This window comes from Mycobacterium sp. (genome assembly GCF_036273375.1).
Lineage (GTDB): Bacteria > Actinomycetota > Actinomycetes > Mycobacteriales > Mycobacteriaceae > Mycobacterium.
The window spans coordinates 1-13769 of the sequence record NZ_DASUHS010000242.1 but is presented as its reverse complement, the minus strand read 5'-3'; the positions used below and the strand labels follow the sequence as shown (position 1 = coordinate 13769).

The following is a 13769-nucleotide window of genomic DNA, read 5'->3' as shown; positions in this document are numbered from 1 at the left end:
CGACGCCAAGTTCGGCTGGAGTGAGTGAGGCCCAGCCGGTGGAGAGGCGTCTGCGTTCGCCGCGGCCGCGGCGAGCGTAAGCGATCGCCTCGACAGTGGAGCCGACTGCCTCGGGGCCAACCTCGCCCGCCTCGAGTTGGGCGAGGCGTTGACCGTCGTGACGCGGCGCATGCCCAACGCGCGGCGCACCGGTCCAGCTCCGTGGAAACCGGTGAACGCGCTGGGCGGCCCATCACCCTGCCGCTCGAGTTCGACATCGAGCACTGAACCCCGCCGAACCCACCGGCGCATGCGCCAGAGCACCACCCGATGGCGCCCCTGGTAGCTTCGCGACCTCGAACGTTACGTGCATTCACCCCTGTCCGGGCACCTGACCGGCAAACGCCGAAATGATATCTCGCAACATAATTCGCGTACACCACGCGAAAGTGCCGCCGAGCGATCTAGAATCCCGCTTGTGATGACCCCGTCTTACCCCTGGGGGGGCGATCGAGGGCAAGTTGCGCGGCACCTTCGGCTGCCGTATCACACGCTCCGCCAACGGCGGGCGCGACGTCTGTGCCACAGTTTCGAACGGGTGGGCGTTCGAACGGCACCGGAGCGGCTGCGAGAAATGCTGCAGGGTGCGCCGCTGGCCGCGCACGAAATGATCAACGTGAACTTCGCGTTGATCGCGATCCGGCTCGACCGCGAATCGCGCGCCGCGCGTTATAAACGGCTCAAGAAGCGCGGCACCCGTTCGCTGATGTTCGCGGGCCTGATCATGGTGGTGCTGAACTTCCTGATGTGCATGGCCTACGTTCTGCTGAACCTGGCGGATCAGTCGGCCCCTTTGTAAGTCTTCAGCGCGGCGCGACGATGCCGTTGTCGTAGGCGTAGACGATCGCCGCGGCCCGGTCGCGCAGGTCGAGCTTCCCGAAGATGCGCCCGACGTGGCTCTTTACCGTGACGCCGGAGATGCACAGTTTGTCGGCGATCTCCGTATTCGACAGACCCTGGCCGATCAATGTCAGGACATCGAGCTCGCGGGTGGTCAGCTCGCCGATTGCGGTGCCGCGGGGGCCGGGTGCGGCCTTGCGGTACGTGGTGAGCACGCGCGAGGTGACCGCGGGATCGAGATAGCTGTCGCCCCTGGCTACCGCCCGCACCGCACGGATCAGCTCCTCGGCCGAAGAGTCTTTGAGCACGAAGCCGGCCGCGCCGGCACGCAGTGCTCCCGACAACAGCTCGTCCTCGTTGAAGGTGGTCAGAGCGAGCACCGGCGGCTTGCCGCAAAGCCTGCGCGTCGCCTCGATCCCGTCGACGCGGCGCATCCGCAGATCCATCACGACAACATCGGGCCGGTGCTCGGCCACCGCGGCCGGCACCTCGTCACCGTCGGCGCATTCCGCGACGATGGCGAAGCCGTCCTTGCGGCGCAGGATCCGGCGCAGGCCCGACCGCACCAGATCCTGGTCGTCGACGAGCAGCACGGCGATCTCGGCCGTTGCGTCGATCATGCCTTGCACCACCATGGGCGCCAGGCGGCATCGCCTTCGTGCAGCGGGATTTCGGCGCACACCGACCACCCGTCGCGGGTGGGGCCGACGTCGATGGCCCCACCGAGCAGCTCGACCCGCTGGCGCATGCCGCGCAGGCCGCGCCCTTCGGGCGAGCGCGCGGCCGTCACCGACGCGGGAAGCATATTGGTGATGGCGAGCCTCGCCGATGCCGGCGAAATATCCAGCACAACACCGGCTTTCGACTCCGGCGCATGTTTGGCGATGTTGGCCAGCGACTCCTGGGTGATGCGGTACAGGGCGAGGCCGATCGCCGCCGACACGTGATCGGTGGGCCCTTCGACGCACAGCGCGACGGTCAGCCCGGCCCGCTGAAAACCTTCGACGAGCACCGCGATGTCGTCGATGCCGGGCTCGGGAGCGGTTTGCGCGGTCTTGGTCGGCCAGTTGTCGAGCAGCCCGACGGTGCGTCGGATGTCGGCCATCGCCTGCCGGCCGAGCCGCTCGGCCTGCTCCAGGGCCTCGACCGCGTCATCGACGTCGCGATCCTGCTGCAGTGCGCGGCGCGCACCGGTCACGTGCAGAAGGGTGATGCTGAGCGAATGGGCGATGACGTCGTGCACTTCGCGGGCGATGCGGCGCCGCTCGTCGGCGGCGGCGTGCTCGGCCAACATGTCGTGCGCCTCGATCTGTTCGGCCAGCAGCAGCCGTTGGGTGCGCATCAGGTACCCGAGCAGCCAGCCCACCGCGATGAAACCCAGATACAACCCCACCGTGTCGAGGCGGTGCAGCGCGGACGCGCCGAACAACAGGGCGGCCGCCGACACGGCGGCCAGGAAGCCACCTAACACCGACGCCAATGTCGCGACCACCAAGACCATCAGGACCAACAACGCCGGTGCGAAATCGGCGTGAATGGGTGTGGACGTACCGAACAGCGTCAACGCGGTGGATGCCGACCAGGTCGCCCACAGCGGCCCCGGGGTCATCTTCATGTTGAGGACGAAGAACGCCAACGAGGGCGACAGCGCTAGGGCGAACGCCGTCAGCGCCACGGGCAGGTCGGCGGCGGGCCGCTGCAGCGTCCCGATCACGCCGCCGAGCACCAGAGCGACATCGACGGCGATCAGCGCCGCCCAGGTGATGCCGACGGGAATCAGCTCGCTTCGTCGGCGAAGCTGTTCCCGCAGGTAATCCACTGCGGCGGACGGCATCGTCCAATCCTAGAAGAGGTGCCCACTTCGTCACATCCTCCTGCGGTCGGTACCCGACTCCGCCCGTGGTAGGAGACAAAGACTGCACTTTGGCACGACGCGCAATGGGTGGCTGCTTTCCTACCGTCGACTCATGACATGGACACTGCTGCACGACCGCATGGCCTTCATGGCCCACGTGATAAAGGCCGCCGAGACGGACCCCGAGGCGGCACTTGCGTTGATCGGCAACTCATCCGAGGTGTCCGAGCTGTTCGGCGACGAAGAGGGCCTGATGCTTTCGCTCGGCCAGCGCTGGATCACGATGCTGGTGGCCAAGTTGGATCAGGCGGCCTACGAGGGCGCGCCGGCCGAACAGGTGCGTGCCGATCTCGAGGCCGCCGAGCCCGGACTGCACGCCTTGGTGAGGATCGGCACCCGTCGCTCGGTGCGCGTGCGCTCGCTTACGCGCGGTGAGCATGTGGCCGTGGGTTTGTTCGGCGGGCCCACCAGTGATCGGCAGACCGTTGCATGACCGGATGGGAAGCGTTGCACGACTGACCGCTCGGTACGCGGTTCTGGTCATCGTCTTCTGGGTCCTGGCGGCGGGGATCGCCAATATGGCCGTCCCGCAACTGGAGCGGGTCGTGGACTCCCACGCGCGGTCCTTCATGCCGCCCGGCGCACCGAGCGCGACGGCGGCCGCCCGGGCTGCCCAGTTGTTCAACCAAACACCCAGCAATAACTTCGTTTACGCTGTGCTGGAACGTAATAGACAACTGACACCGCAGGATCGCCAGTTCTACGACGCGCTGACCGCATCGCTGGGTTCGGATCAGCGCCACGTGTACTCGGTGACCGACCTGTGGTCGCAGCCCGCCACGGCCGCGGGCGCACAGAGCTCGGACGGCAAGGCGGTCAGCGTGATGGTGCGGCTCGCCGGAATGCTCGGCACCGCACGGGCGCGCGATTCGGTGAACGCCGTGCGCACCACCATCCAGAAGCTCGCACCCCCGGCCGGCTTGGAAGTCCATGTCACCGGCCCCGGCGCCACGATCGTCGACGAATTCTCCGCGATCGATCGGCAGATGCTCGGAATCACGGCCGCCACCATCGGTCTCATACTGTTGTTGCTTTTAACGGTCTACCGATCACCCATCGCGGCGGCGATCCCGCTGATCTCGGTCGGACTCGCCCTGGCTCTGGCACGCGCCGTCGTCGCCGCCTTGGGCCAGGCCAATGTCGTTGAGGTATCGCTGTTTTCGGTGGCGCTCATGGCGGCCATGACGCTGGGGGCCGGGACCGACTATGCGATCTTCCTGGTCGGCCGCTACCACGAGGGCCGGCGCCGCGGCGTGGCTCCGGCGCAGGCGTTGACCCAGGCCTACCGGTCCATCGCGCCCGTGGTGATCGGATCGGCGCTGACGGTTTCGGTGGCACTGGCGTGCCTGGTGTTCGCTGATGTCGGTTCGTTCCGCAGCGCGGGGTTGCCCTGCGCCATCGGCATTCTGGCGACCATGGTCGCGGCGCTGACTTTGACACCCGCGCTCATGAGCCTGGCGATACGCCGCGGCTATCTCGAGCCGCGGCCGTCGAAAACCGCGCGCCGCTGGCGCAGCGTCGGCACGGCGGTGGCGCGCTGGCCCGGACCGATCCTGGTCACCGCAATGGGGCTGTGCCTGCTCGCCGCGCTGCCGCTGGCCAGCATGCGGGTCGGCTTCAACGAACCCGCCGCCACGCCGTCGGCCACCGACTCCAACCGAGGCTATGCCAGCGCCGACCGGCATTTCGCGGCCAACGCGCTGCTGCCGGATGTCATCGCGATCCAGGCCGACCACGACCTGCGCAACCCAGCCGGCCTGATCGCCATCGAGAGAATCACACGCCACATCATGGCCGTTCCAGGGGTGCGCGCGGTGCAGTCCGCCAGCCGCCCCGACGGCAAGGTTCCCGAACAGGCGACATTGAGCTATCAGGCCGGTGTGCTCGGCCGTCAATTCGGGGACACCATGGATTCACTGACCCAGCGCCTCAAGCGGGTTTCTGAACTGGACAGTGCGCTGGCGCAGACCCAGCGGGCCGTCGATGGGCTGGGCAGCGGATTACGCGGTGGCAGTGCGGGATTGGCGGACATGTCCGGCGCGGCAGAAGACATGCGGACCGGGATGGACGGACTGCAGCGCAACGTCACGACGGTCTCGGGTTACCTCGACCCGCTGCGGGACTTCGTCGGGCGGACCCCCGACTGCGCGGCCAACCCGATCTGCTCGACGGTGGACCGTGTGCTGCAGCCCGTCGACAGCCTGGTGCAGACCTCCACACGCCTGGGTTCCGGCGCCACGAAGCTGACCAGCGGATCGACCACCGCGGCCACCGCGATGGCGACCCTGCCGCAGAGCGTGGCGTCGATGAAAGATGCGTTGGGGCAGGCGCGTTCGGCCACGCGTGACTTGCTGGGTCTGTCCGACACTCTTGGACCCCAGATGCGCCAGTTGACCGATTACATGAACGAGCTCGCCACCCAATTTCAGGGCAGCGCCGCAGCGGACTTCTACATGCCGCAACGGGCATTGACCGATCCGCGGTACACCACCGCGCTACGCCACCTCATTTCCGAGAACGGCCGCGCCGCTTACCTGCTGGTGTACGGCGATGGGGCGGAGTGGGGTGCCGATGGCGCCAAGCGGGCAGACCAGGTGCGCGCCGCCATCAAGGAGGCCACCAAGGAGGGCACCCTGACCCCGACCGAGGTCGACCTGGCCGGAGTGGGCCCGGTGACCGCCGATCTGCAGCGCTTCGTCGCCAGTGATGCCAGGCTGCTGGCCGGTGCCGCATTAGTTCTCATATTCTTGATCGTCACGGCCATGCTGCGCAGCCCGGTCGCGGGGCTGGTCGTCGTCGGCACCGTCGTCACCTCCTACGCCTCGGCCCTTGGCGCCAGCGTGCTGATTTGGCAGCACCTGCTGCATCAGGACTTGCATTGGGCCGTAGCACCCTTCGCGTTCATCGCGCTGATCGCCGTCGGTGCGGACTACAACCTGTTGCTGGCGTTGCGCATTAAACAGGAAGCGGCGGCGGGCCTGAAGACGGGCATCATCCGGGCGTTCGGCGGTACCGGCGGGGTGGTCACCGTTGCCGGCATCGTCTTCGGGCTGACCATGCTGGCGCTCCTGACGAGCAGCGTGCTCAGCGTCGCCCAGATCGGCACGACCGTTGCGGTCGGGCTGTTGCTGGACACGCTGGTAGTGCGGGCGTTCATCGTGCCGTCCATCGTGGCGCTGTTGGGCCGATGGTTCTGGTGGCCGAGTCCACTCCCCCGCCGCGCCCTCGTGTCGAACGTGAAGAGGCCCGAGCCGCGATTGGTTACTGCTGCGGCGGTATGACCGACGACGGCAATCCGACCAGAACGCCTTCGACGTCACCGTCCACGCCCACCAGCAGAGCCCGCCCCGGCGGCAGCATCTGGGCGCGGACGTTTCGGTTGATCCTGTTCTGCGGATCGTTATCCATATACAGCTGAGCCACTTTCGCCGCGTTCTGGAAGCGCATCCACGGATCCATTTGCAGCGTCGCCCAGTTCGCGCTGTTGCGCGTGGTGAAGACGTGCAAGCCGATCTGGCGCGCGCGCTCCATCAGTTTCCACAGCGCGGCGCCCACCGGGGGTTTGGGCGGGTAGCTCTGGTCCGGGCGCAGGTCCTGGATGTCGTCGATCAGGACAAAGTGCCGCGCGCCTTCCCACGGTTTGAGTGCGCGTAACTCCTCCTGGCTCAGGCCTTTCTGAGGCAGCCGGGGCAGCAGGACCTGCTGGGCCAGCGCGGTGACCACCTCATCGATCTCATCCTGGTCGTAGGCGTACGCGCGAACGTAACCGGGTCCGTGCAGATCGCGCAGACCGTGCGGTGCGGTCTTGGGGTCGATCAGCGTCAGCTGCGCTTCCTCGGGGCTGAATCGGTTCATGATCGCCTCGCCAATGGCGACCAGCGACATGGTTTTACCGCAACCTTGCCGTCCCAAGATCATCAGTCCGGGACTCTCGCGCAGCTTGATGGGAACCGGCCCCAGTTCGTGACGCTCACCGATGGCGAAGGCGATCGAGAGGTCTTGGGTCGGAAGCGCGCTGGGGTGTGCGGCCTCGTAGTCCAGAATCGCCTTCAGCGCCACCCGCTGCGGCAGTCGCTGCAGGGTGGCGTGCTTGGTGACTCCGGCGACATCCGCGATGCGGGCGCCGACATCGACGATGCTCACTACCGCGCCGGTGTTCGGATCGGTCAGGGCCGGAACACCCACCCGCAGCTCGTGCAGGCTGTCGGTCAGACCGAAGCCGGGCCGGCTCAGCGTCCGCCGCGCGGCGTCGCGTGATTCGAGCGACGAGTGCCCCATCTGGCTTTCGCTCGGGTCGGCCAGCCGCAATTGGATTCGCGCCGTGGCGTTTTGCAGCAGGCTCTGCCGCTGGCCGTGAATCCAGCCACCGGCGCTGCACATCACGTGCACCCCGTATTCGGGGCCGCGGCTGCTCAGCGAGATGATGCGGTCGCCCAGCACGGTGTCTTTCGAGTACACGTCGTCGTAGTCATCGACCACCACGAAGACATCGCCGAACGGGTCGTTGGCGTCGGTGCCCCCTAGTCCGTCGCTGCCCGGTCCGAAGCGGCGCTCGCGGAAGCCGTCGAGGTCGATCTTGAGGCGCCGGAACGAGTCCTCGCGGGCATCGATCAACGCGTCCATGCTGCTCAAAATGCGCTCGATGCCCTCAGCGTCCTTCGGCGAGACGATGTCGGTGACGTGGGGTAGCGAAGCGGCCTGGGCGAGGGTCGCGCCGCCGATGCAGAAGAACGTGACGCGCGACGGGCTGTACATCGTTGCGGCCGAGCACATCAGCGTCATCAGCGTGGTGGTCTTGCCGCGCTGCTTGGCGCCAACCACAATCACGTTGCTGCGCAACGCATCCACCGCGTGAACAATCTGCTTGGACTCTTCGGGGATGTCCATGACGCCGACCGGGAACATCAGCCCCGTGTTGCGCCCATAGTCGACGTGCCAGGGTTTGCCGCGGTATCCCGCGACCAAGGCGTCGATCGACTCGGGCTCCTCCAGCGGCTCCAGCCAAGGACGGCGCGGCGAGCGGTGGGGCACATCGTGCAGTGACTCGCGCAGCACGTCGACGACCTTCTTTCGTTTGAAACCATCGTCGTAATACAGGAATTCGTCGGGCTCGGCGTCGACGGCGGCGGCGGCTTCCAAAGCCGTGGCGTCGGAGGCGTCCAGCGGCTGGAACTGCCAGTTGTACAACCGCGGCTTGGTCAACGTCATGTCGACGGTGGTAGCGACCTCCTTGGTCTTCGGCACCACGAACGGGGCGGAGAGGTAGAAGCAGCGGAACGGGTCGAGGTCGCGCGGCCCCACCTTCAGCAGACCAAAGCCGTTTTCCTTCGACGGCAGGTGGTAGGCGGCATCCGAGCCGATCACCTCGCGGCTGTCGTCACCGGACTCGGCGCGCAACGCGATGCGAAACGCGATGTTGGACTTCACCTTTTGCAGCGACGACAGGTCCAGCCGCTGGCCACCCAGCATGAAGAAGACGTTGGCGCCGCGGCCCTCCTGGCCGATGTGGATGATGAGATTGATCCACTTCTCATGGTTGGCGAACAGCTCCAAGTACTCGTCGACGATGACGAGCAGGACCGGCACCGGCGGCAGATCGCGTCCGGCAAGCCGGATCTCCTCGTAGTCGTTGGCGTCGCGGGCGCCCACAGAGGTGAACAGCTCGTAGCGCTGCTTGATCTCACCGTCGATGACCCTGCGCATCCGCTCGGCCAGGTGCCGTTCGTCCTTGCCGAGGTTCGACAGCGCGGCCACCACATGGGGAATGCCCAGGATGTCCTGCGCCGCCGATTCGAACTTCATGTCGACGAAGATGACGTTGAACGTCTCCGGGGAGTGGGTCAGCGCGATGCCGTAGACCAACGATAGGAAGAACTCTGACTTCCCCGAGCCACTGGTACCGATGACCACGGAGTGGAAACCGAAGCCGCCGAAGTCTTTGGCGCGAATGGTGATGTTCTGCAGCTCGCCGTTGGGTTTGGCGCCGACCGGGACCTCGCACCAGCGCTCGTCGCCGCGACCCCGCCGCTCGGCCCATAATCGGTCGACGTCCAGATCGCGGGGGTCGTTGATGCCCAGCGCCCGCAGGAGTTCGGTTGCGCCGCTGACCGAGTCGGCGATCTCGCTGCGGCTGGTCGGTGACCACCGGGCCATCGCCCGCGCGTACCGATAGGCGCGGTGCACGGAGAGCTGGTCGGCGTGGGCGAAGAACTTGTTGCGCACCCGCAGCAGCGGTGCCGGGCGGTCGTCCTCGCCTTCGGCGTCGGAGCCGTTGCGGCGCAGAGCTATTTCGCCGTTGACCGACCCGTTGGGCGAGCTGTGGCGTTCGCCGAGATCGAACACCTGGTCGTTGCCGAAACCCACGCCGGTGCCGATGCGTGATGCGATGCGTAGCAAGGTGATTCCCGCCTTGCCGACCTGCCCGACCACGCTCTCCCACGCATCGGGGCTGCCGGTGTTGTCATCGACGATCACCAGATGCGGACCAAGATCGACCGTATCGGTGCCGGTTTCCAAGGTCGAGCCCATCGCGGTGGGGCTTGCCGCGGCCAGCGGTGTCCAGGCGCCGCGCTTGCCCTTCATGTGCAGCTCAGCGCCAAGGGTTTCTTCGAGTTCCTCGGGCGTGGCGAAGATTAGGCGGCGAAACCCGCACGCGTCGAACAACTCATCGTGCAGGTTGTGCGGCAGCCAAACGATCCACGACCACACCTCGGGGTTGCGGGTCACCACCAGCAACTTGACGTCGCGCGGGTTGTGGAACACCGCCAGCGAGCACAGCACCGAACGCATCAGTGACCGCAGCCGGTCGAGGTCCTCGCCGACGAAGCTGAATCCGGGCGCCGAGCGCAGGTTGACCACCTTGGCGATGTCGCGGATCTTGCGCTGCTCCAAGATGAAATCGCGAAGAGCCTGCCCGGTGACGGGCTCGAGCTCCTCATCGGAGGCAATGTCGGGCCAGGTCACCGACAGTACCGAGTCCGGTGCGTGCTGCACGCCCGTGCCGAGCCGCACCTCGAGGAAGTCCGCGTCGCCGCGCCCGCGTTCCCACATCCGGGGACCGCCGACGATGGCGCCCAGCCCGCGGGGGTCGGCGTGCACGGAATTCTGCCATTCGCGTTGCGCGCACACCGCGGTCTGGATCTCATCGCGGTTGCCGTCGAGGTCACGAAGATAGCGGCGACGGCCCTTTTCCATTTCGCCCCAAGTGATCTTGCGGGCACGCCCGAAGCGGCCGGAGAACGCCAGCATACTGAAGGCGCCGATACCCATCAGGGGGAAGAAGCCGGTGGTCAGGCTGCGCACGCCCGAGACGTAGAGCATGACGATGGTGCCGATGAGCGCGACGATCAGCGCCGGCACGCCGATCATCACCCAGATGTTGCGCGGTTCGCGTTCCGGCAGAGCGATCGGCGCACTGGGTGCTACCCGCACCGGTTTCGGCGGCTCGACCTTGACGCGGTTGATGGGGAACGCTTTCTTGGACATTCTCTAGCCTCCCGGCTTCGCCGATGTCGTCACCACAGCCACCTTGCCGAGCGCCGGGACGGTGTCCCGCGCCAAAAGCGCTGCCTCCCTTGACAGCGCCGGGCCCGCGGCGAAGGTGCGCAACAGCGGCCAGGGGGCCTGGACCGCCGATCCGGGGTCCAGCCCCAGCGCGCGCAGCGTCGTGTCGTCATTGGTGATGCCGAACCGCACCCCGTTGTCGGAAACCCAGAACAACGATTCCCGGGAGTCGGAGGTGACCACGCCGCTGGTCGACGTGACGAAGTTGGCCGCGCCCGGCAGCACCAGCACCTGGTTGGCGACCACCGAGGCCGGGTCGCGGTCGTCACGCACCAGGTGGACGATGCGGTTGTCCAGGTACGACGGCGTGGGAAGTCCGCGGCCGTTGTAGACCACAACGCGCGCCTGCGGATCCGTCGAGCCCTTCTCCCACCCCACGCAGGTGGTCGGATCGGCCGCGCTATCAATGAAATTCAGGCGCTTGGTCGGGTAGTAGTCCACCGCCAGCGAGGACACCTCGGGGATGTTGACCAACACGTCGGGAGCCACCACGCGGGGTGCCGTCGAGCCGTAGGAGTTCGCGCTGCGCAAAAGGTCGGCGACGAAGCTGGTGACTTTTTGCACCCCGTCGGGCAACAGCACGTAGAACTGCTTGCCGCCACTGGCGGTCTGTGCCTGCAGCACCGCGCCGACCTGTGAGCCCGAGACCCACGTCGAAGGTGTGCCCGCCAGGGGCACCGCGGGCACACCGAGCGGTTCAGTCGCCGGCAATGCGTCATGGAGGGCACGCGAAATCTCCACCGGCAGCGTCACGCCCGGGTCGAGGCCCAGGCTCAGCGTGACCGCCCTGTTCGACGGATCGATCTGCGAGCGTTTGCCGCCCCAGATCACAAAGGTGTTACCCTCGAACGTGACCAACACCCCGGCGTCATCGCTTAGCGGTGTGGCGCGGTCGAAGCCGTCGAGTTGGCCGGCGATCGATGTCACCACCGGTCGTTCGGGGCTGCGCGGTCGCCCCGCCGTGTCACACACCGCCCACGCCGACGTCGCCCCTCGATGAACCGGCATCGCCGCCGGCGCACCCGGGATACCGACCAACGGCCCGGTCGGATACTTCGATATCTCAGCCGGTTTCACCCACGTCGGCTGATTCGCCGTCCCAGTCGCCAGGCGCGCGGATGTCAAATTCAGCACCGGGTACAGCCGGCCGTCGATCCTGGCGTAGAGCGCCCCGGAATCGCGGTCACCGATGATCGCCGACTCACCCACGATGCCAGTCGGTTTCAGCACATTCAGCAGCAGCATCCAGCCCGAGGCGATGGCCACCAGAAGTATGGACAACACCAGCGCGGCCGTCTGCTTGCGGTCGTCGTGTTTCATGCGCACCGAGAAGCGGGTGGTCGCCGCGCGCAGCCGCCGGTTGTAGAACAGATGCCCAGAGTTCTGGTCGCGGTTAGACAAACTCAGCGGCATGCTCAGTATCCCTTGGGTGTTCGGTGAGGATCGGCCTGCTGAATCCGATCAGCCAAATTCGACGCGTCGACGGCCACCCCGTAGCGGCCCATCGCATAGTTGATGAACGCGCACGCCTGCGCTACCAGATTGTGGATGTCGCGCGACGTCCCCGCCTGGTGATACGCCGCGAAGGTTGGCGCGATGAATTGCCAGGCGCCCTTGCTCGGTGTGCCCCGTGCCGCGTTGGAATCCCAGTCGTTAACCGCGTTCGCGTTGTAGTTGGACTCGCGGCGGGCCACCAAGTCCATGCCGCGTTCCCACCGAGCGCGCGCGGCGGGGTCGTGAATGCCCTTGATGTCCAGAGCTTTACGGATGGCAGCCAACACTGCCGGACGTCCGCTGGCCTGGTTGCTGTGCATCGACCGCCCTCGAAAGTAGTGCAAGCGTCGCAGTCTGAGCGCGAGCAGCTTTGCCCGCCTGCGCGATCCGGCGACGTGCCGATGTTGGGTCCGCAGCCGGGCCGCCATTCGGGCGACCGCCTCGCGTCGGCCCATCGGCGTATCGGCGGCCGGCGCCGTGTCGGTTAGGGCGGCGTCGAGCACCGTTCGCGTCGCCGCGTGGCCCTGGGTGTGATCGGCACGCGACGCGCTGATGATCTGTCCCAGCATCCGGTCGGAATGGGCCGACCGCGTCAACTGCGTTATCGACGACCTCGACCGCGCGGCCGCCGCGCCGGGCAGCCCACCGGCGCGATGCACTATCGCCTCGGCGCGCGCCTGCGTCTGCGCCGGTGCGTCACCGATGCCGTGGCCTGTGGCGGTGCCCGCGAACAGATTGTGGGCGCGAAACAGCGCCCTGACCGCTTGCATTTTCAGAGGATCGGTCACCGACTTCCCCGCCGTATTTCACCTGCGCGCCGTCTCGGCGCCGCATCCTTGCCGGACACTTCGCGCTAGTACTCCCACACCCTCCTGGCCGCGTATTCCGCGGTCGCTGCAGACGTACCAATAGCATGCACGTACCGACAGTTCTGCTGTCAATAACGGGCAACCCAATATGACCCGCGCATTGGGATCGGCCGGCCGCGATTACGTAGCGACCTTACTGCCGGGCCAACTGCCCGACCACTCACCTCCCGTGAGCTGGGAAGGAGGTCCTAATCTTTCGGCTCGTCCTCCGACGGCATGATCACGATCCGGCGATTGGGCCTGTTGGTGACCACGGTCGGCTTGGCCTCACCGGATTTGTTGCCCGGGGTGCTCGGCGGGATGGTCAAGCGGCCCTTGACGGGCTGGCCGTTGGGCACACCCGGGGCCGTGACCCGCTTCTCAACCGGCTTGTCCTTGTTGCCGGCTTCGCCGCCGGCGCCCATCGCGCCCGGCGGCATCATCGGCATACCGGTCATGCCGGATTGCCCGGGCATGGCGGGCATCCCGCCGGTTGGCGGCATCATGGCCGCCTTTGCGGCTGCGGGCGTGGTCGGCGGGGACGACATCGGCACCGGCGGTGGGCCCAGCGAGCTGGCCGGAGTGGTGCCGCCGCCCCCGAGGCCTCCGCCACCGCCACCAGCGGAGCCGGCGCCCAGTCCGGAGCCGCCACCGCTGCCGACGCTGTCGACCAGATGCGCGCTGTCGGCAAGCCCGGCACCATGGGCGCCCTGCATCGCGCTCATCAGCGGCTGAAGGGCGCTCTGACCAGCCTGCATCGCCTGCTGTGGAAGCTGCGTCATCGGCCCCATGATGCCGCCGATCGCGCCACCGATCGCACCGGTCACGCTCTGCAGCATCTGCTGGATCATCTGCATGTCCTGCTGGCTATTTGCCTCGTTGGCCGGGAACTTCGCGGCTGCATCGGCGGCGTGGGCGCGGCGGTCCGCGTCTGCCGCAGCGGCGTCTGCTGCGTCTTTGGGGACGCCGGCGTTTCCGACTCCGCCTAAGGCCCCCTGCCAACCGTCGGCGACTGAGGTGCCGCCTGGCGGAACCGGGCCAGCCCCTGGCGTGGCCACCGGGAACCCGTC

General features: G+C 67.1%; 9 protein-coding genes and 1 pseudogene. 4 read left to right on the top strand and 6 right to left on the bottom strand.

Annotation, left to right across the window (positions count from 1 at the left end; genetic code table 11):
* Positions 1-106: 106 nt before the first annotated feature.
* A pseudogene (locus VFW69_RS21330) lies at positions 107-267 on the top strand (cytochrome P450); the annotation flags it as partial.
* A gap of 310 nt (positions 268-577) precedes the next feature.
* Complete coding sequence (locus VFW69_RS21325; RefSeq protein ID WP_526504306.1) at positions 578-838, top strand: hypothetical protein; 261 nt, start codon at positions 578-580, stop codon at positions 836-838.
* Between the two features lie 4 nt (positions 839-842).
* On the opposite strand, the gene VFW69_RS21320 is transcribed toward VFW69_RS21325, so the two are convergent.
* Positions 843-1499 (bottom strand): response regulator transcription factor, encoded by a 657-nt coding sequence (locus tag VFW69_RS21320; protein WP_526504304.1) that lies wholly within the window; start codon positions 1497-1499, stop codon positions 843-845.
* Positions 1496-2713: a sensor histidine kinase gene (locus VFW69_RS21315; RefSeq protein WP_526504302.1), complete on the bottom strand. Its 1218-nt coding sequence runs from the start codon at positions 2711-2713 to the stop codon at positions 1496-1498. Before VFW69_RS21315 ends, VFW69_RS21320 begins: the two co-directional genes overlap by 4 nt.
* Before the next feature lie 133 nt (positions 2714-2846).
* Between VFW69_RS21315 and VFW69_RS21310 the strand changes: the two genes are divergently transcribed.
* Together VFW69_RS21310 and VFW69_RS21305 are read left to right on the top strand one after the other, a co-directional pair.
* Positions 2847-3227: a hypothetical protein gene (locus VFW69_RS21310; protein WP_526504300.1), complete on the top strand. Its 381-nt coding sequence runs from the start codon at positions 2847-2849 to the stop codon at positions 3225-3227.
* On the top strand, positions 3220-6075 hold the full coding sequence (locus VFW69_RS21305) for an MMPL/RND family transporter (RefSeq protein WP_526504310.1): 2856 nt from the start codon (positions 3220-3222) through the stop codon (positions 6073-6075). The genes VFW69_RS21310 and VFW69_RS21305 overlap by 8 nt, the downstream gene beginning before the upstream one ends.
* Here the strand turns inward: VFW69_RS21305 and eccCa are convergent.
* The 4 genes from eccCa to VFW69_RS21285 all read right to left on the bottom strand — a co-directional run bounded on the left by eccCa (position 6056) and on the right by VFW69_RS21285 (position 13757).
* Positions 6056-10279 (bottom strand): type VII secretion protein EccCa, encoded by a 4224-nt coding sequence (gene eccCa / locus VFW69_RS21300; protein ID WP_526504298.1) that lies wholly within the window; start codon positions 10277-10279, stop codon positions 6056-6058. The two genes, VFW69_RS21305 and eccCa, sit on opposite strands and share 20 nt — an antisense overlap.
* Before the next feature lie 3 nt (positions 10280-10282).
* On the bottom strand, positions 10283-11770 hold the full coding sequence (eccB, locus tag VFW69_RS21295) for a type VII secretion protein EccB (protein ID WP_526504296.1): 1488 nt from the start codon (positions 11768-11770) through the stop codon (positions 10283-10285).
* A gap of 2 nt (positions 11771-11772) precedes the next feature.
* A complete protein-coding gene (locus VFW69_RS21290; protein WP_526504294.1) occupies positions 11773-12621 on the bottom strand; it encodes a transglycosylase SLT domain-containing protein in 849 nt (282 codons plus the stop codon).
* Between the two features lie 287 nt (positions 12622-12908).
* Positions 12909-13757 carry a hypothetical protein gene (locus tag VFW69_RS21285; protein ID WP_526504308.1) on the bottom strand — a complete coding sequence of 283 codons (849 nt, stop codon included), beginning with the start codon at positions 13755-13757 and terminating at the stop codon, positions 12909-12911.
* Positions 13758-13769: the final 12 nt, after the last annotated feature.